At 65.9% G+C, this 18,318-nt stretch carries 19 protein-coding genes; 12 read left to right on the forward strand and 7 right to left on the reverse strand.

Annotation, left to right across the window (positions count from 1 at the left end; all coding sequences use genetic code 11):
- Nucleotides 1-11: 11 nt before the first annotated feature.
- From cobS to AC07NY_RS04550, 4 genes are read left to right on the forward strand one after another with little or no spacing between them, the layout of a single operon-like run.
- Complete coding sequence (cobS, locus tag AC07NY_RS04535) at nt 12-998, forward strand: cobaltochelatase subunit CobS (protein ID WP_494582116.1); 987 nt, start codon at nt 12-14, stop codon at nt 996-998.
- 16 nt (nt 999-1,014) lie between these two features.
- Nucleotides 1,015-1,365, forward strand: a complete 351-nt coding sequence (locus tag AC07NY_RS04540; RefSeq protein ID WP_494582118.1) for a GFA family protein — start codon at nt 1,015-1,017, stop codon at nt 1,363-1,365.
- Between the two features lie 31 nt (nt 1,366-1,396).
- Nucleotides 1,397-3,289 (forward strand): cobaltochelatase subunit CobT, encoded by a 1,893-nt coding sequence (gene cobT, locus AC07NY_RS04545; RefSeq protein ID WP_494582120.1) that lies wholly within the window; start codon nt 1,397-1,399, stop codon nt 3,287-3,289.
- Entirely contained in the window at nt 3,289-4,284 is a 996-nt protein-coding gene (locus AC07NY_RS04550; RefSeq protein WP_494582121.1) for an esterase-like activity of phytase family protein, read from the forward strand. The genes cobT and AC07NY_RS04550 overlap by 1 nt, the downstream gene beginning before the upstream one ends.
- A 252-nt stretch (nt 4,285-4,536) precedes the next feature.
- Here the strand turns inward: AC07NY_RS04550 and rpmB are convergent, their stop codons facing one another.
- Complete coding sequence (gene rpmB, locus AC07NY_RS04555) at nt 4,537-4,824, reverse strand: 50S ribosomal protein L28 (RefSeq protein ID WP_492285244.1); 288 nt, start codon at nt 4,822-4,824, stop codon at nt 4,537-4,539.
- Nucleotides 4,825-5,112: 288 nt separating this feature from the next.
- Here rpmB and AC07NY_RS04560 point away from each other — a divergent pair, with 288 nt between their 5' ends.
- Nucleotides 5,113-5,922 (forward strand): DUF3108 domain-containing protein, encoded by an 810-nt coding sequence (locus AC07NY_RS04560; protein WP_494582123.1) that lies wholly within the window; start codon nt 5,113-5,115, stop codon nt 5,920-5,922.
- An 8-nt stretch (nt 5,923-5,930) separates the two neighbouring features.
- On the opposite strand, the gene AC07NY_RS04565 is transcribed toward AC07NY_RS04560, so the two are convergent.
- Nucleotides 5,931-6,263, reverse strand: a complete 333-nt coding sequence (locus tag AC07NY_RS04565; RefSeq protein WP_492285242.1) for an NIPSNAP family protein — start codon at nt 6,261-6,263, stop codon at nt 5,931-5,933.
- 2 nt (nt 6,264-6,265) lie between these two features.
- Nucleotides 6,266-7,450 carry a pyridoxal phosphate-dependent aminotransferase gene (locus AC07NY_RS04570; RefSeq protein WP_494582125.1) on the reverse strand — a complete coding sequence of 395 codons (1,185 nt, stop codon included), beginning with the start codon at nt 7,448-7,450 and terminating at the stop codon, nt 6,266-6,268.
- 266 nt (nt 7,451-7,716) lie between these two features.
- Between AC07NY_RS04570 and AC07NY_RS04575 the strand changes: the two genes are divergently transcribed.
- The 7 genes from AC07NY_RS04575 (at nt 7,717) to denD (AC07NY_RS04605) (ending at nt 15,103) form a co-directional block, all read left to right on the forward strand.
- Nucleotides 7,717-9,549 carry an IlvD/Edd family dehydratase gene (locus tag AC07NY_RS04575; RefSeq protein WP_494582127.1) on the forward strand — a complete coding sequence of 611 codons (1,833 nt, stop codon included), beginning with the start codon at nt 7,717-7,719 and terminating at the stop codon, nt 9,547-9,549.
- A gap of 364 nt (nt 9,550-9,913) precedes the next feature.
- Nucleotides 9,914-10,753 carry an isocitrate lyase/PEP mutase family protein gene (locus AC07NY_RS04580; protein WP_494582129.1) on the forward strand — a complete coding sequence of 280 codons (840 nt, stop codon included), beginning with the start codon at nt 9,914-9,916 and terminating at the stop codon, nt 10,751-10,753.
- Nucleotides 10,750-11,076 carry an immunity protein CdiI family protein gene (locus AC07NY_RS04585; RefSeq protein ID WP_494582130.1) on the forward strand — a complete coding sequence of 109 codons (327 nt, stop codon included), beginning with the start codon at nt 10,750-10,752 and terminating at the stop codon, nt 11,074-11,076. The genes AC07NY_RS04580 and AC07NY_RS04585 overlap by 4 nt, the downstream gene beginning before the upstream one ends.
- Complete coding sequence (locus AC07NY_RS04590) at nt 11,073-12,242, forward strand: GNAT family N-acetyltransferase (protein ID WP_494582132.1); 1,170 nt, start codon at nt 11,073-11,075, stop codon at nt 12,240-12,242. Before AC07NY_RS04585 ends, AC07NY_RS04590 begins: the two co-directional genes overlap by 4 nt.
- Before the next feature lie 14 nt (nt 12,243-12,256).
- Entirely contained in the window at nt 12,257-13,003 is a 747-nt protein-coding gene (locus AC07NY_RS04595) for an SDR family oxidoreductase (RefSeq protein WP_494582134.1), read from the forward strand.
- Between the two features lie 98 nt (nt 13,004-13,101).
- On the forward strand, nt 13,102-14,088 hold the full coding sequence (denD, locus tag AC07NY_RS04600; RefSeq protein ID WP_494582135.1) for a D-erythronate dehydrogenase: 987 nt from the start codon (nt 13,102-13,104) through the stop codon (nt 14,086-14,088).
- A 34-nt stretch (nt 14,089-14,122) separates the two neighbouring features.
- Nucleotides 14,123-15,103, forward strand: a complete 981-nt coding sequence (denD, locus tag AC07NY_RS04605; protein ID WP_494582137.1) for a D-erythronate dehydrogenase — start codon at nt 14,123-14,125, stop codon at nt 15,101-15,103.
- A gap of 58 nt (nt 15,104-15,161) precedes the next feature.
- Here denD (AC07NY_RS04605) and AC07NY_RS04610 read toward each other — a convergent pair whose 3' ends face one another.
- The 4 genes from AC07NY_RS04610 to rplU all read right to left on the reverse strand — a co-directional run bounded on the left by AC07NY_RS04610 (nt 15,162) and on the right by rplU (nt 18,032).
- A complete protein-coding gene (locus AC07NY_RS04610; RefSeq protein WP_494582139.1) occupies nt 15,162-16,040 on the reverse strand; it encodes a GGDEF domain-containing protein in 879 nt (292 codons plus the stop codon).
- A 215-nt stretch (nt 16,041-16,255) separates the two neighbouring features.
- Nucleotides 16,256-16,951 carry a GNAT family N-acetyltransferase gene (locus AC07NY_RS04615; RefSeq protein ID WP_494582141.1) on the reverse strand — a complete coding sequence of 232 codons (696 nt, stop codon included), beginning with the start codon at nt 16,949-16,951 and terminating at the stop codon, nt 16,256-16,258.
- A 155-nt stretch (nt 16,952-17,106) separates the two neighbouring features.
- Nucleotides 17,107-17,373, reverse strand: coding sequence for a 50S ribosomal protein L27 (gene rpmA, locus AC07NY_RS04620; RefSeq protein ID WP_199085184.1), 267 nt, complete (start codon nt 17,371-17,373; stop codon nt 17,107-17,109).
- Between the two features lie 170 nt (nt 17,374-17,543).
- Nucleotides 17,544-18,032, reverse strand: a complete 489-nt coding sequence (rplU, locus tag AC07NY_RS04625) for a 50S ribosomal protein L21 (protein ID WP_336810888.1) — start codon at nt 18,030-18,032, stop codon at nt 17,544-17,546.
- Nucleotides 18,033-18,318 lie beyond the last annotated feature (286 nt).

Raw genomic sequence — 18,318 nt, forward strand, 5'->3', positions numbered from 1 at the left:
CTGGAGACAAGATGATGACGACGACGACTGCGCCCGGCCTGCCCGACATCAAGCTGTCGGTGCGCCAGACTTTCGGGATCGATTCCGATCTCGAGGTGCCGGCCTATTCCGCAGCCGATCCGCATGTGCCGGACTTCGACCCGGACTACCGCTTCGACCGCGACACCACGATCGCGATCCTCGCCGGCTTCGCGCATAACCGCCGCGTCATGATCTCGGGCTATCACGGCACCGGCAAGTCGACCCATATCGAGCAGGTCGCCGCCCGCCTCAACTGGCCCTGCGTCCGCGTCAACCTCGACAGCCACGTCTCGCGCCTCGACCTCGTCGGCAAGGACGCGATCGTGCTGAAGGAAGGCAAGCAGATCACCGAGTTCCAGGACGGCATCCTGCCCTGGGCACTGCAGAACAACATCGCGCTCGTCTTCGACGAATACGATGCCGGCCGCCCGGACGTGATGTTCGTGATCCAGCGCGTGCTGGAGCAGTCCGGCAAGCTGACGCTGCTCGACCAGAAGCGCGTCATCCGCCCGCACGGCGCCTTCCGCCTGTTCGCCACCGCCAACACGGTCGGCCTCGGCGACACGTCCGGCCTCTATCACGGCACGCAGCAGATCAACCAGGGCCAGATGGACCGCTGGTCGATCGTCACCACGCTGAACTACCTGCCGCATGACAACGAGGTCGCCATCGTCCTGGCGAAGTCGAAGCACTACCAGAGCACGCCGGACGGCAAGGACGTCATCAACAAGATGGTCCGCGTCGCCGATCTCACCCGTAACGCCTTCATGAACGGCGATCTCTCGACCGTGATGAGCCCGCGCACGGTCATCACCTGGGCCGAGAACGCGGCGATCTTCGGCGATATCGGCTTCGCCTTCCGCGTCACCTTCCTGAACAAGTGCGACGAGATGGAGCGCACGCTGGTCGCCGAGTTCTTCCAGCGCTCCTTCGGCAAGGAACTGCCGGAAAGCGCCGCGAACGTGGTGCTCAGCTAACGAGAGGACACGAGCCATGGCGCAGTATCAGGGAAGCTGCCACTGCGGGCGGGTCGCCTACGAGGTCGAAGCCGATCTCGGTCAGACGATCACCTGCAACTGCTCCTACTGCCAGCGCCGCGGCTCGATCCTCGCGTTCTCGCCCGCCAGCGCCTTCACCCTGACCAAGGGTGAGGATGCGCTGACCGAGTACCGCTTCCACACGCAGAAGATCCAGCATCTCTTCTGCGAGACCTGCGGCGTCGAGTCCTTCGCGCGCGGCGCGATGCCGGACGGGACGCCGACGGTCGCGATCAATGTGCGCTGCCTTGCCGGTGTGGAGCCGACCGAGCTCCAGTCGATCCAGTACGACGGCCGGTCGCGGTAAAAGTCACGGAACCCAGAGGACGGCCTCAGTCTTGTCCATCTCGAACCGCAAGCCAGGAACGCCGAAAGAGGCTCCGGCCGAGCCGCTGAAGCGGGCGATCTCCGGCGCCATGAAGGCGATCGCGCGCAAGCCGGAGATGGAAATCGTCTTCGCGGCCGACAAGCCGTCGCTCGTCGGCGAGCGGGCGCGCCTGCCCGAGCCGCCGCGCAAGCTCAGCCCCGGCGATGTCGCGATCCTGCGCGGCCATGCCGATTCGATGGCGCTCCGCCTCGCCTGTCACGACGCGGCTATCCACCGTCGCGCCGCGCCTGAGGGCGATGCGGCCCGCGCCGTGTTCGACGCCGTCGAGCAGGCGCGCGTCGAATCGATCGGCGCACGGCGGATGTCCGGCATGGCCGGCAACATCTCCGCGATGCTGGAGGACCGCTATCACCGTGGCGGCCGTTACGAGGAAATCACCGACCGGGCCGATGCGCCGCTGGAAGATGCCCTCGCCCTGATGGTGCGTGAGCGCCTGACCGGCTTGAAGCCGCCGAAGGCGGCCGAGAAGGTCGTCGAGCTCTGGCGCGAGCAGATCGAGGCCAAGGCCGGCGGCGATCTCGACCGGCTCACCAAGACGATCGAGGACCAGCGCGGCTTCGCCCGCACGGTGCGCGACATGCTGGCCGCGCTCGACATGGCCGAGCAGACCGCGCAGGGCGACGAGCAGGACGAGGACGAGGACAACCAGGACCAGTCCTCCGAGGACCAGCAGCAGCAGGACGGCGAATCCGAGCAGGAGAGCGGCGCCGACCGTTCCGAGGTCGAGGTCAGCGAGGACGCGACCGAGGAATTGCAGGAGGGCGCCTCCGAGGCGACCGACGCGCCGGCCGGCGACTGGGAGGAGGAGGACGAGAACTCCGAATCCGAGGAGGCCGGCGAGGCGCCGCGTCCGCGCGAGAGCCGCGGCAACGAGCGGCCGCATACCGACTACAAGGCCTATACCCAGAAATTCGACGAGGTCGTCACCGCCGAGGAGCTCTGCGACGCCGAAGAGCTGACGCGCTTGCGCGCCTATCTCGACAAGCAGCTCGCCCATCTCCAGGGCGTGGTCGCGCGGCTCGCCAACCGGCTGCAGCGGCGCCTGATGGCGCAGCAGAACCGGACCTGGGAGTTCGACCTGGAGGAAGGTGCGCTCGATCCGGCCCGCCTGCCGCGCATCATCCTCGACCCGTTCCAGCCGCTCTCCTTCCGGCAGGAATCGGACACGAATTTCCGCGATACGGTCGTCACGCTGCTGATCGACAATTCCGGCTCGATGCGCGGCCGGCCGATCACGGTCGCGGCGACCTGCGCCGATATCCTCGCCCGGACGCTGGAGCGCTGCGGCGTCAAGGTTGAATTGCTCGGCTTCACGACGCGCGCCTGGAAGGGCGGCCTGTCACGCGAGGCCTGGCTGCAATCGGGCAAGCCGGCCAATCCCGGCCGCCTGAACGATCTCCGGCACATCATCTACAAGGCGGCCGACGCGCCGTGGCGACGCGCGCGCAAGAACCTCGGGCTGATGATGCGCGAGGGGCTGCTCAAGGAGAATATCGACGGCGAGGCGCTGGACTGGGCGCATAAGCGCATTCTCGGCCGGTCCGAGCAGCGCAAGATCCTGATGGTGATCTCGGACGGCGCGCCGGTCGACGATTCCACCCTCTCGGTCAATGCCGGCAATTATCTCGAGCGGCACCTGCGCCATGTCATCGCGGAGATCGAGACGCGCTCGCCGGTCGAGCTCATCGCCATCGGCATCGGCCATGACGTGACGCGCTATTATCGCCGCGCCGTGACCATCGTCGATGCCGAGGAGCTGGGCGGCGTGATGACCGAGAAGCTCGCCGAGCTGTTCGAAGAGGACGGACCTGCGGGTTCCGGCTCCAAGCGCCGCGGACACTGATGCGTCTCACGCGCCGCGCTGCGCTGGCAGGCCTCAGTGCGCTCGCGCTGCCCGGCGCCGCTCAGGCGATCGAGCAGACCCGCTTTCCCGTGGGAATTTCGGCCCGGCCCATCGCGGCTTTCGAGCCGCGCCGGCCGGACCAGCGCCGCTTCGGCGGGCTGCAATTCCGCAGCGGCTTGGTGCTTTCCTCCGGCCATCCGCGTTTCGGCGGGTTGTCCGGTCTCGCGCGCCTGAATGGCGGACGCGATCTCGTCGCGGTGACCGATCGCGGCTACTGGCTGACGGCGAAGGTCGCTTCCGGCAACGGCAAGCTCATTGGTCTCGAAGAGGCCGAGATGGCGGCGATTCTCGGTGGCTCCGGCCGGCCGCTCGCGCGCTCGGGGCTCTACGACACCGAAAGCCTCTGCATCCATGACGGCGTGGCTTATGTCGGGATCGAGCGCAAGCATGAGATCGCCCGCTTCGACTGGGCGCGCGATGGCGTCGAGGCCCGCGCGCGGCCTGTCTCGCTGCCGCCCGAGCTGAAGCGCCTGCCGCGCAATCGCGGGCTGGAGGCGCTCGGCGTCATCCCTGCGGGGCCGTTGAAGGGGGCGCTGGTCGCGCTTGCCGAGCGTTCGGGCAAGGAGGACGAGCCGACGCTCGGTGCGATCCTAGGCGGCCCGCAGCCTGGACTGTTCAAGCTCGCCCGGCATGACGGCTACGACATCACCGATCTCGCTTTCCTGCCCTCCGGCGACATGCTGGCGCTGGAGCGCTGGTATCAGCCGCTGCGCGGCGTCGGCATGCGGATCAGGCGAATCGCCGGGCGCGACATCCGTCCCGGTGCTCTGGTGGATGGACCGCGCCTGATCGAGGCCGATTTCGGCTTCGAGATCGATAATATGGAGGGGCTGTCGGTCCATCTAGAGGAAGGGCGCACGGTGCTGACCCTGATCTCGGACGACAACTTCTCGTTCCTGCAGCGGACGCTGCTGCTGGAGTTCGAGCTGCTGTGAGGCCTTCCCTTCTCCCCTTGTGGGAGAAGGTGCCCCGAAGGGGCGGATGAGGGGTCATGCAGGTCTTGAAAGCTTCGGAAAATACCACGCAACGCTTGCGAGCAGCGTCGCGAGACCCCTCACCCTAACCCTCTCCCGCAGGGGGAGAGGGGATAGTGCGCGTGGCGGCGGCCGACCGCCTTAGCCTTGATACGCCCAAACGAAAAAAGCGGCCTTTCGGCCGCTTCCTTCAAACCCGAGAGGGCTAACCGCTCAGTTGGCGGCGAGCTTCTTCTCGAGGTCACGCTTCAGCGTAGCAGCGCCGGTCGAGAGGTCGCCGGCCGAAGCCTTGAGCAGGAAGGCGTCGAGGCCGCCGCGATGCTCGACCGAACGCAGAGCGTTGGCCGAAACGCGCAGGCGCACCGAACGGCCGAGCGCGTCCGACTGCAGCGTGACGTTCACGAGGTTCGGACGGAAGACGGTCTTCGTCTTGCGGTTCGAGTGGCTGACGAGGTGGCCGGTGAGGGTGGCTTTCCCGGTCAGTTCGCAACGGCGGGCCATGATATCGTTCCTTACGTTCCCGGGGGCGCTCAAACAAAAAAACCGACACGCGACGTGCCGGCGAGCACCGGAAGTCAATTTGAAGTCGGGGGTTCCATAGCCAAGGGCGCGGCCTGCGTCAAGGAAAACTCGGTTCGCCGTTCACATGGCCTTCAGCGTTAACGGAGTGTAAAGATCGGGGTCCGATGCTTCAACCCGCCGTCGCTTCGCCGTACGGGGAAGACGGTCACGATTCGGGCCGATTCAGAGTGCATTCAGCGCAGGATCGCGCCGTTCCGGAGACAATGGATGAAGCCCGCCGTCGCATCGTCCCTCGCAGGCTTCGTCCTCGCCGCCGGTTTGGCCGCAGGAGCAAACGCGGCTTCGCTCGACGCGCGCTATGACGTCTCGCTCCTGGGAATCACCCTGGGCACGGCGAGCCTGAGCGGCGGCATCGACAATTCCGGCTACAAGCTCGACATATCCGCGAAGCTCACAGGGATAGCCGGGGGCGTCACGGGCGGGCGCGGTTCGGGCGCGGCGACGGGCACGCTCGTCGGCGGCAGGCTCGCGCCGAAGACCTTCGCGGTGAGCTCAGCCAATTCGAGCGAGAGCCGGACCGTCAGGATGGCGCTGGCCGAGGGCGCGGTCGCTGGCATCGATATCGAGCCGCCGATCGACGAGAAGCCCGACCGCGTGCCGCTCAACGATAGCCACAAGCGCAATATCGTCGATCCGCTCAGCGCCTTCCTGATGCCCGTCAACGGCAAGGGCAAGGACGGCGCCTGCAACCGCACGCTGCCGATCTTCGACGGCGCGGCGCGCTACGACATCAAGCTGTCGAGCGCCGGCACGCGCAACGTCAAGCTCGAAGGCTATAGCGGCCCGGTCTCGATCTGCCAGGCGCGCTTCGTGCCGATCGCCGGCCACCGGGCGCTCCGGCCCAGCACCAAGTTCATGGCGGAGAATCGCGACATCACGGCCTGGCTCGCGCCGATCGCCGGCACCGATGTGATGGTGCCGGTGCGCATCTCCGTGAAGACGATGATCGGCACCGCCGTGATCGAGGCCTCCAGCTTCAAGGTCGATCCCGGCGTGACCGCCAGCGCGCGGAACTGAAGAGCGCCTCAGGGCGCGCGCTTGTAGCCCTGATCGTCCTCGAAGACCGGCCGGAAGAACGAGCGCTCGTAGCTGATGATGAAGCGCTCCTTCTCGTTCATCGCGAAGGCGGCCTGGCATTCGGGATCGTCGAAGGATCGCTTGCGGTAATCCTCATAGTCCGCGAGCGAGGGAAAGCTGAACATCGCGAGCGCGACGTTCGACACGCCTTCGGACGGCATGAAATAGCCGTGATGCTTGCCGCCGAGTTTCTCGACGAGCCGGATCCAGAGCTTGCCATAGGCCTCGAAGGCTTCGAGCTTATGGGGATCGATGATGTAGCGCAGGTAGCAGGTGACCATGGTCAGGCCGCCTTTGCGTTGCTGAGGAAAGTCTTCATCCGCTCCAGCGCGCTCTCGATATTCTCCAGGGAGTTGGCATAGGAGAGCCGGATATAGCCCTCGCCATGGACGCCGAAATCGGGGCCGCCGATCGTGGCGACTCCGGTTTCCTCCAGCAGGGCCGAGGCCAGTTTCTTCGCCTTCCAGCCAGTCTGGGAGACGTTCGGGAAGGCGTAGAATGCGCCCCGGGGCTCGATGCAGGAGACGCCCGGCAGGCCGTTCAGGCCCTTGACCACCGCCTTCCGGCGCCGGTCGAATTCGGCCAGCATCATATGGACCGCATCCTGCGGGCCGGTGAGAGCCGCCAGTCCCGCCCATTGCGCGGGGGCGTTGACGCAGGAATGCGAGTTCACCGCGAGCTTGCGGGCATTGTCGAGCAAGGGCTTCGGCCAGATCGAATAGCCCAGCCGCCAGCCGGTCATGGCATAGGTCTTGGACCAGCCGTTGAGCAGGATCAGCCGGTCGCGGATCTCCGGATAGCTGAGAAGGCAGACATGCTTCTCGCCGTCATAGACCATCTGGTCGTAGATCTCGTCCGACATCACGGCGACATCCGGGAATTTGGCGAGGCCCGCGACGAGCTTGTCGATCTCGGCCTTGGGCGTGACGCCGCCGGTCGGGTTCGCCGGCGAGTTGATGATCAGCAGCCGGGTCTTCGGCGTGATCAGCGCCAGCGTCTCCTCGGCGGAGAAGGCGAAGCCGTTCTCCTCGCGGATCGGCACCGGGATCGGCGTCGCGCCGGTGTACTCGATCATCGAGCGATAGATCGGAAAGCCCGGGTCCGGATAGAGGATCTCGGCGCCGGGCTCGCCGAACATCAGGATCGCCATGAACATGGTGACCTTGCCGCCGGGCACGATCATCACGCTCTCGGGCGAGACCTCGACTTGGAAGCGCTTGTGCAGGTCGGCCGCGACCGCCTCGCGCAGCGGCAGGATGCCGTTGGCGGGGGTGTAGCCGTGGTGGCCGTCGCGCAGCGCCTTCACCGCCGCCTCGACGATATGGTCGGGCGTCGAGAAATCCGGCTGGCCGATGCCGAGATTGATGATGTCCCTGCCCTGGCGCTGCAATTCGGTGGCGCGGGCCAGCACGGCGAAGGCGTTCTCCTCGCCGATGCGGGAGAAGGAGGGGACGACGTGAAGGGTCATGGCGCGTTTCCTCAGGCTTCGCTGGCGAGGGCCGGGCCCGACCAGCCTTCCTGCGTTCTTGGCGCCAAACCGGCACGGCTGGCAAGCGTGGGCGGCGCATCGCAGGATTGTTGCATGCTGCATACAGCATGATTAAATAGTATGACTATCAGCCAGATTGGGCCTTGCCGAGCCGCAGGCGATGGGCATGATGGCTAGTCTCAAATCGTTTGAATGTGAGATCGGCAAGCGGCCGCCAGCGCCGCGCCGAACGAGAGGAAACGAGGATGGCCAAGGCACCCGGCAAGACCCCCGGCAAGAAGCCGGTTCGGCGCATCAAGCCCGAGCAACTGCGCTCGAAGGCCTGGTTCGACAATCCCGATAATGCCGACATGACCGCGCTCTATATCGAGCGCACCATGAATTTCGGCCTGTCGCGCGAAGAGCTTCAGTCGGGCCGGCCGATCATCGGCATCGCCCAGACCGGCTCCGACATCGCGCCGTGCAACCGTCACCATATCGAGCTGGCCTCGCGCGTCCGCGACGGCATCCGCGAGATGGGCGGCGTGCCCTTCGAGTTCCCGATCCATCCGATTCAGGAAACCTGCAAGCGACCGACAGCGGCGCTCGACCGCAACCTGCAATATCTCTCGCTGGTCGAGATTCTCTACGGCTATCCACTCGACGGCGTCGTGCTGACGACGGGCTGCGACAAGACCACGCCGGCGCAGATCATGGCCGCCGCGACGGTCGACATCCCCGCCATCGCGCTGCCGGGCGGGCCGATGCTGAACGGCTCCTTCCGTGGCGAGCGCACCGGCTCCGGCACGATCGTCTGGAAGGCCCGCCAGATGATGGCGGCCGGCGAGATCGACTATAAGGGCTTCGTCGACTTGGTCGCTTCGTCGGCGCCGTCGGCCGGCCACTGCAACACGATGGGCACCGCTTCGACGATGAACTCGTTGGCCGAGGCCATGGGTATGACGCTGCCCGGCGCCGCCGCGATCCCCGCGCCCTATCGCGACCGCTACGAGATGGCCTATCTCACCGGCAAGCGCATCGTCGAGATGGTCTGGGAGAACCTGATCCCCTCGAAGATCCTGACGCGCGAGGCGTTCGAGAACACCATCGTCATCAATTCGGCGATCGGCGGCTCGACCAATGCGCCGGTCCATGTCAACGCCATCGCCAAGCATATCGGCGTCAAGCTCGACAACGAGGACTGGACCAAGATCGGCTACGAGATCCCGCTGCTGGTCAACCTGCAGCCGGCCGGCGAATATCTCGGCGAGGATTATTACCGCGCCGGCGGCCTGCCCGCCGTGATCGCGGAGCTGATCGAGAAGGGCAAGCTCAAGCCCGCGATCACCGCCAATGGCCGGACGCTCGAAGAGAACTGCAAGGGCGCCTTCTCGATCGCGCGCGAGGTGATCAAGAGCTACGACCAGCCGATGAAGGCGCAGTCGGGCTTCCTCAACCTCTCCGGCAACCTGTTCGATTCCGCGATCATGAAGACCAGCGTGATCACGCCGGAATTCCGCAAGCGCTATCTGGAAAACCCGAAAGACCCGATGGCCTTCGAGGGCCGCGCCATCGTCTTCGACGGGCCGGAGGATTACCACCACCGCATCGACGATCCCGCGCTCGCCATCGACGAGCACTGCATCCTGTTCATCCGCGGCGTCGGTCCGATCGGGTATCCGGGCGCGGCCGAGGTCGTGAACATGCGGCCGCCGGATTACCTGATCAAAAAGGGCATCACGGCGCTCGCCTGCGTCGGCGACGGGCGCCAGTCCGGCACCTCGGGCTCGCCATCGATCCTCAACGCCTCGCCGGAAGCCGCGACTGGCGGTGGGCTCGCGCTGCTCAAGATGGGCGACAAGGTTCGCATCGACCTGAAGAAGCGCACTGCGAACATTCTGATCTCGGATGCGGAGCTGGCCGAGCGCAAGGCGGCATTCAAGGCGTCGGGCGGTTACAAATACCCGAAGAGCCAGACGCCCTGGCAGGAGATTCAGCGCAAGATCGTCGACGAGCTCTCCGAGGGCATGGTCCTCAAGCCGGCGGTCAAGTACCAGAAGATCCACAAGAAGTTCGGCATTCCGCGCGACAACCACTGAGGGGTTGCCGCGTTCGAAGGGGCTTTGAGTGGGGGTGTCTTCCCGTGCGCGCTGCGGCATGCAATGCCGCGGCGCAGACACGGGACCGTTACCCGGAAAGGGCGCCTTTCCGCGTGCGGCGATGGGCGCCTTTGCTTCGTACGATCCCGCATCTGCGCAGCGGCACTTCGCGCCGCGGCGCGTGCGGGATGACAGACTTCATCGGCGCGCTTTCGCCCGCGCTGTTGTTCCGCGCCATCCCACGCCATTCCGCCCGCGCATCGGCGTTCGCTGCGCGACGCGCGTTCAACGGGGCTGACAAACGATACGACCCTCGACACTATGGCAGCTGTTCGATCCGCTTCCATTTGAAACGATTTAAATCATGGCACAGAGCCCCCAGGTCGAAGCCTTCCGCAAGCTCCACGAGGCAGGCTGCTTCGTGATGCCCAATCCTTGGGATTTCGGCTCGGCCCGCTGGCTGCGCGGACAGGGTTTCAAGGCGCTGGCGACGACGAGCGCCGGCTATGCCTTCACGCAGGGGCGCGCCGACCAGGACGTGCCGCGCGACATGATGCTTGCCCATCTCGCCGATATCGTGAAGGCGGTGCCGGATCTTCCGGTCAATGCCGATTTCGAGAACGGCTATGCCGATACGCCCGATGGCGTCGCCGCCAACGTCAAGCTCTGCGTCGCGACCGGCGTGGCCGGGCTCTCGATCGAGGACGCGACCGGCCGACAGGACGAGCCGCTCTATCCGTTCGAGCTCGCGGTCGAGCGGATCAAGGCGGCGCGCAAGGCGATCGACGAGACCGGTTCCGGCGTCGTGCTGACGGCCCGCGCGGAATGCTTCCTGACCGGTCATCCCGAGGCGTTGAAGGAATCGGTGCGGCGGATCGAGGCCTATGCGGCTGCGGGTGCCGATGTGCTCTATGCGCCCGGCCCGAAGACCCCGGCCGATATTGGAGCCATCGTCGCCGCGGCCGGCGGCAAGCCGGTCAACACGCTGATCTATGGCGATTTCGGACTGTCGGTTGCGGATATCGCGGCGACCGGCACGCGGCGCATCTCGATCGGCGGCGCGCTGGCGCGGGCGGCCTGGGCTGCCTTCATCGAGGCGACGCGCCTGATCGCGGAGGAGGGCAGCTTCAAGGGCTTCGCCGGCAACGGCCCGTCGGCGCCGCTGAACCCGTTCTTCACCAAAGACCTCGCGGAGCGCTCATGAGCGGTACGCTCCTGATCGCCCCGGCCTGGCTTGGGAATAGCGGTCTTTGGACGATCGACGCGAAAGGCCGGCGCAAGGCGATCGATGCCGATGATGCCGGACTTTCGGACGATCTCGCGGATCGGCTGGAAGCCTGGATGGATGCGTTCGACGCGATCTATGAAGAGGATGACGAGGCGCGCTCGCGCTTTCCCGACGCCGTCGAGCAACTGGCCTGGGAAGCGGAGGGTGCGGCCATCGTCGAGGCGATCCGCGACGAGCTGGGCGCCAGCTGGACCGTCACCGCCGATCTCAATGGCTGGCAGGAGATGACGAAGCCATGATGCCGATGATCGCACCGCCCGCTCAGTCGACGCTTTCGGGAGGCTGGAAGGCGCCGCCCTTCCCGCCGGCCAAGGTTCTGGAAGGCCAGTATTGCCGGCTGGAGCCGCTCGATGTCAGCGGGCATATCGACGATATCTGGGCCTGCGATGTCGCGCGTGACGATGTCTGGGACTGGCTCCCGGCCGCGCCGCCGAAGAGCAAGGACGAGTATCGCGCGCTGCTCGATACGATGGTGGCCAAGGCCGGGATCGTGCCGCTTGCCGTGATCGACAAGGCCGACGGCAAGGCCAAGGGCCATCTCTGGATCATGGAGATCCGGCCCGAACACGGCGTGTTCGAGGTCGGCTGGATCACCTATTCGCCGGCCCTGCAGCGCACGCGCGCGGCGACCGAGGCGATCTATCTCGTCGGCGATTACGGCTTCTCGCTCGGCTATCGCCGCTACGAGTGGAAGTGCAACAACCGGAACGAGCCCTCCAAGCGCGCCGCCCTGCGCTTCGGCTTCCTGTATGAGGGGCTGTTCCGCCAGCACATGGTGGTGAAGGGCGCCAATCGCGACACCGCCTGGTTCTCGATCCTCGATGGCGAATGGCCGGTGCGGGCCCAGGCCTTCCGGCGTTGGCTTGCGCCGTCGAATTTCGACAAGCAGGGCCAGCAGAAGCTTTCGCTCGGCGCCTTCAACCAGACCGGCGGCCATGTTGGGGCGGTCGCGCTGCGCCGGGCCGGGCTTGCCGATATCCCGGCGATCCTCGCCCTCAAGAACGCCGCCTATACGCCCAACGAGAGCATCATCGGCGTGCCCTCGCTGCCCCGCATCGCCGATTACACGCAGGTCGTCGCCGAGCACGAGGTCTGGCTCGCGGAAGGCGAGGATGGCCAGCTGGAAGCCGCGCTGGTGCTCGATATCGAGCCGGAAGACTTCACCGTCTGGAGCGTCGCCGTCGCACCGGAGGCCGGCGGACGCAGGCTCGGAGCGGCGCTGATGGCCTTCGCCGAGGAGCGGGCGCAGGCGCTCGGCTATGCTTCGGTGCATCTCTACACCCATGCCAAGCTGACCCAGCGCATCGGCTGGTACGAGCGGCTGGGCTTTTCCATCACGCATCATGAGGACATGGCCGACCGGCGGCTGACCCATATGCGCAAGACCTTCGCAAAAGCCGGCTGAAAAAGGAAACGGGCATGGCAGGACGTTTGAAGGGCAAGGTCGCGGTCGTCACCGCCGCAGGGCAGGGGATCGGCCGGGCCATCGCCGAGGCCTTCGTCGCCGAAGGTGCCACCGTCTGGGCGACCGACAAGGACGTCGCCCTGCTGGACGGCATTCCGAAGGCGAAGAAGCGCAAGCTCGACGTGCTCTCCAGCAAGGCGGTCAATGCCTTCGCCGAGAAGGTCGGCCCCGTCGACATCCTCGTGAACGCCGCCGGCTTCGTCCATCACGGCACGGTGCTCGACACCGATGACAAGGCCTGGGATTTCTCCTTCGACCTCAACGTCAAGTCGATGCACCGCACGATCCAGGCCTTCCTGCCCGGCATGCTGGCAAAGGGCTCCGGCTCGATCGTCAACATCGCCTCGGGCGCCGGCTCGGTGCGTGGCATTCCGAACCGCTACGCCTATGGCGCGACCAAGGCAGCGGTGATCGGCCTGACCAAGGCGGTCGCGGCCGACTACATCAAGAAGGGCGTGCGCGCGAACGCGATCTGCCCTGGCACGATCCAGTCGCCCTCGCTCGACCAGCGCATCAAGGACCTCGCCCAGGCGACCAAGACGACCGAGGCCGCCGCCCGGCAGGCCTTCATCGACCGCCAGCCGATGGGCCGGCTCGGCACGGCCGAGGAGATCGCCGCGCTCGCCGTCTACCTCGCGGCGGACGAGTCGAGCTACACCACTGGCCAGATCCATCTGGCGGATGGCGGCTTCGCGCTCTGAAGCCTGACTTCCGGATGGAGGGCGCCCATCGCTCTCCATTCTCCTGACGCGGTTGCCATCAAGAGCGACCCGAGACGCGAACCGGACAGGGAGAGGTCATGCATGTCCTGATCACGGGCGCGGCCGGCATGGTCGGCCGCAGGCTGGCGGAGCGTCTGGCCCGCGAAGGCCAATGCGCCGGCAAGGCGATCGACAGGCTGACGCTGACCGATGTGGTTCCCGCCTCACTGCCAGCCGAGCTTGCCGGGCGCGCGACGATCCGCGTCGAGGATGCAGGCGATGCGGCCGTGGCAAAGGAACTCGCGGCGTTGCGGCCGGACCTGATCTTCCATCTCGCCGCGATCATCTCGGGCGAGGCCGAGCGCGATTTTGACAAGGGCTACCGCGTCAATCTCGACGGCATGCTGAACCTGCTGGAGGCGATCCGGCACGAGGGCGGCGCGGGTTACGTTCCAAAGCTCGTCTTCACCAGCTCCAGCGGCATTTTCGGCGCGCCGTTCCCGCCGTCGATCTCCGACGAGTTCCACGTCACGCCCCTGACCAGCTATGGCACGCAGAAGGCGATCGGCGAATTGCTGCTGGCGGACTATTCCCGGCGCGGCTTCGTCGAGGGCGTCGGCATCCGCTTCCCCTCGATCGTGGTCAGGCCGGGCAAGCCCAATGCCTCGGCCGGCGGCTTCTTCTCCGGCATCATCCGCGAGCCGTTGCAGGGCGTGGAAGCGCTCTTGCCGGTCAGCGACGAGGTGCTCTTCACCCATGCCAGCCCGCGCTCGGCCGTTGGTTTCCTGATCCATGCCGCAGGCCTGTCTCGCGAGCAGCTCGGCCCGCGCGTCAACCTGACCATGCCGGGCGTCTGCGTCACCGTCGGCGAGCAGATCGAAGCGCTCCGGCGCATTGCCGGCGACAGGGCGGTGAAGCTGATCCGGCGCGCGCCCGATCCGGCTTCCGCGGCGATCGTCGCGGGCTGGCCGACCCGTTTCGACGCCAAGCGCGCGCTGGCGCTTGGCTTCGCGGCCGAGCGCGATTTCGACGAGATCATCCGCGTCCATATCGAAGACGATCTCGGCGGCCGCTTCCCGAACTGACGAAACTTCAGAGCAAACCTTCAGGACAGAACCGATGCATATTCTCGTTCTCGGCGGCGCCGGCATGGTCGGGCGCAAGTTCATCGAGCGGCTGGCGCGCGACGGCCAGCTCGGCGGCAAGCCGGTGACCCGCGTGACGGCGCAGGATGTCGTCGTCGCTTCGCCGCCGCCGGCTGCGCCCTTCGATTTTGAGGCGGTAGTTTCCGATCTCTCGATCCACGGCGAATCCGAGAAGCTGGTCGCGACGCGGCCGGAGGTGATCATCCATCTCGCGGCGGTGGTCTCGGGCGAGGCCGAGGCCGATTTCGACAAGGGCTACCGGATCAATCTCGACGGCACGCGCTATCTCTTCGAGGCGATCCGCCATGCGGAAGGCTATACGCCGCGCGTGGTTTTCACCTCTTCTGTCGCGGTGTTCGGCGCGCCGTTCCACGACAAGATCGAGGACGAATTCTTCACCACGCCTCTGACCAGCTACGGCACGCAGAAGGCGATCGGCGAGCTTCTGCTCAGCGACTATTCTCGGCGCGGCTTCTTCGACGGCGTCGGCATCCGCCTGCCGACGATCTGCGTGCGGCCGGGCAAGCCGAACAAGGCGGCCTCGGGCTTCTTCTCCAACATCATCCGCGAGCCGCTGAACGGCGAGGAAGCGGTGCTGCCGGTCTCGGATCAGGTGCGCCACTGGCATGCGAGCCCGCGCTCGGCCGTCGGATTCCTCGTCCATGCCGCGACGATGGATACGGCCGCGATCGGCCCGCGCCGGGCGCTGACCATGCCGGGCTATTCCTGCACCGTCGCCGAGCAGATCGAGACCCTGCGCAAGGTCGCGGGCGAGAACGTGGTGAAGCGTATTCGCCGCGAGACCGATCCGGTGATCGACAAGATCGTCGCCGGCTGGCCGCGCAACTTCAATCCGCAGCGGGCGCTGGCGCTCGGCTTCAAGGCGGAGGCGAATTTCGAGGAGATCATCCGCGTGCATATCGATGACGAGTTGCACGGCACGTTTGTGAAGTAAGATAACAAAAAGGGCGGCCGGTGAGGCCGCCCTTTTCAGATGGGACGCCTCTCGGCCTTCAGGTTTCGGGATGGTTGCTCGGCGCGGGCGCGGTCTGGATCACCGCCGGGCGCGCCTCGATGGCCTGAACCCGGTTCCGGCCGTCGCCCTTGGCCTGATAGAGATATTCATCGGCAATGCGCAGCATGTCCCTGAACTGCTCGCGCCCGATATTCGCTTCATGCACGCCGAAGCTCGCGGTGATGCGTCGCCCCCGAAGCGTCCCGATTTGCAGCTCCGCGATGGCTTCCCGCAAGCGCTCGGCGATCTGCACGGCTTCCTTGAGATTCGTCCCGGGAAGGAAGGCGCAGAACTCCTCGCCGCCCAGGCGCGCTACCAAATCATAGGGGCGCAGCACGCGTTTCGCGATCTCGGCAATGGCGACGAGAACCTCGTCGCCGGCGTCGTGGCCGAAGGCGTCGTTGATGCTCTTGAAGTGGTCGATATCGAGCACGATGACCGAGAGCGGCTTCTGCTCGCGGCGTGAGCGCGCAATCTCGGAGCTGACGACCTCGGCGAGCCAGCGGCGATTGCCAAGACCGGTGAGCGTGTCTGAGAAGGCCTGTCGTTTCAGGCGGTTCAGCTTCTCCTCCAGCGTGTTGATGAGAGCGCGAACCTCGTCGGTCAGGCGGCCGACATCGTCGTCGCGTTGCTTGGCGAGGCGCGGGATGCGGCCTTCGAGCCGATAGCTCTTCAGCCCGCGCGCGAGCTCGCTGACGGGCAGCAGTAGGTGCCGCATCACGATGAAGGCAAAGGCGGTCCCGACGATCGTCGCTAGAAGGATGATGACCAGAATGGCCTGGGCGCTGATCGTGGCGCCAGACGCGACATAGGCCGCGATGGAAATGATCGGGACGTGAGTAGCAACAAAACAGCCGGCGAAAGCCTGAGCCAGCAAGGAAGAACCGAGAAATTCTCGAATCTGCGTCGTTTTAGATTTCACAAGGCACACTCCGGTTCGGTCAGAGTGCGCAACGGCTAACAGCGGGGCCTTTCAACAAAGGTGACCAGCTTCGCTCGCATTTTAGCGGGCAAGGGCCTGCCCACAGCGAAAAGGGTGGCAGCCCATGGCCGCCACCCTTCGGGTGCTTCAAGCGTGACGATTCGAGCCGCTCAAGCCGAACAGGCCTCCGCCTGTTCCTGCTGGCGACGCGAGGGGATGCCGAGCGCCGGCTGGCCGCGCGCTGGCTCCTCGCCCGCCTCCTGCTCGGGCGCATGGGCCCAGCCGCTGGCGCTCCAGCTCTTCAGCGCCGCCCAGGTCGAGCGGTCGAGCCGGAACTGCTCGCAGGGGAACAGCCCGCCCCGCGCCGGCAGCGACTTCAGGAAGGAGCCCTCGGAACGGAAGCCGGACTTCTCCAGCACCCGCCGGGAGGCCGGGTTGATGACGCGGGTATCCGCCTCGATCGCGGCCAGGTCGATCAGCGAGAACAGGCTGTCGATCAGGCCCTGCACCGCCTCGGTCGCGTAGCCCTTGCCCCAGTGAGGGGTGCCGAGCCAGTAGCCGATGAAGGGCACGCCCGAGGCCTGCTTGTGCGCGCCGATCATGCCGATCAGCTCGTTCGGCTTCGAACGGGGCGTGATCGCCAGCACGAGGTGCTCGCCCAGGGCATTGCCCTTGCGGGCGCCGAAGACGAAGGGCTCGACCGCCTGGGACGGGTAGGGATGGGGAATCGATGCCGTCATCTCCGCCACCGCCTTTTCACCGGCAAGGCGCAGGATGGCATTGGCATCGGCCATACGGGGCCAACGCAGCCAGAGACGGCGGGTCTCGAGCCGGAAGACATCGTCGCGGGTCAGTTCGGGGAACATGTCGTCTCTCCGTCGGCGCAAACGAAAAAAGGGAGCTGGGACTTTGGTCCCATCTCCCCTTCGCTGACCTTCGGGAGACCCTATTCGGGCCTTTTAACCCTTGATCCGTTCGGTTCGATGGAACCGGCGGATCGAGAGAATTCCCTATCCGCCTTTTACTCTGCGGCCTCTTGGGCCGGGACTACGTTCACGAAAGCTCGGCCGAGTTTCGTCGTGAATCGGACTCGGCCATTCGTCGTCGCAAAGAGGGTATGGTCTTTGCCCATGCCGACATTGGCGCCGGCATGCCACTTGGTGCCGCGCTGACGAATAATGATGTTGCCGGAAACGACCGCCTGGTCGCCGAACTTCTTCACGCCGAGGCGCTTGCTTTCAGAATCACGGCCGTTACGCGACGAGCCGCCTGCCTTTTTGTGAGCCATAACGCCCTACCTCAAAAACTGTCGTGTCTCTCTAACCCGAATCGGCGGCGAAAGCCACCCGTCTCGGATACGAAATGCCGGAGCACCATTCTGTCAGGAGCGACAGACCGGGACGATGAGCCTCGGCGATGGTGATCCGGCGCGGATTATCTGCGCCGGGAAACCCGGTCTCAGGCCTCGGACGCCTCGTCCTTGGCCTTCTTGGCAGGGGCCTTCTTGGCCGCGGCCTTCTTCGGCTTCTCAGCCTCCTCGCCAGCCTCGGCCTTGGCGGCCTTCGGCGCAGCCTTCGCCTTGGCGGCGACCGGAGCAGCGGCGGCATCGGCCTTCTTCATCTCCGGCTTCTTGCCGCCGGTGAGGATGTCGGTGATGCGGATGACGGTCAGCTCGGCGCGGAAGCCGCGCTTGCGCTTGGAGTTCTGGCGGCGGCGCTTCTTGAAGGCGATGACCTTCTCGCCACGGGCCTGCTCGACGATCTCACCGACGACGGTGATCTCGGAAAGGGCCTTGGCGTCGAGCGTGGTCTTCTCGCCCTCGGTGAGCATCAGCACCGAATCGAACGCGACGGTGTCGCCGGCGTTGCCCTCGATCTTGGCAGCGGTGATCTTGTCGTTGGCGGTAACGCGGAACTGCTTCCCGCCGGTCTTGATGACTGCGAACATTTTGTCCTCCATGTTCGGCCCCGTCCTGTCGTGGCTTCCGGATGGAGGCCCGTGGGACGGCTTTTTGGCAGTCGATTGCGTGGTCTGGCTTGCTCTTACCGGCATGCGACGCAGCGCACATGCCAAAAGAGATCAGGCGCGGGTTTCCCCACGCCGGACGGTGCTCGATAGTCGCAAGGCCGGGAGAGGTCAAGCGAAAGCGGCTGTGAAGAGTGGAATTCTCATGCGGGAGAGGCTTGCCCCCCGGGCGCTGCTTGTGTAGTAACCGCCTCGCTTCGACCGAAGG

The organism is Allobosea sp. GW821-FHT09G06 (assembly GCF_059416005.1).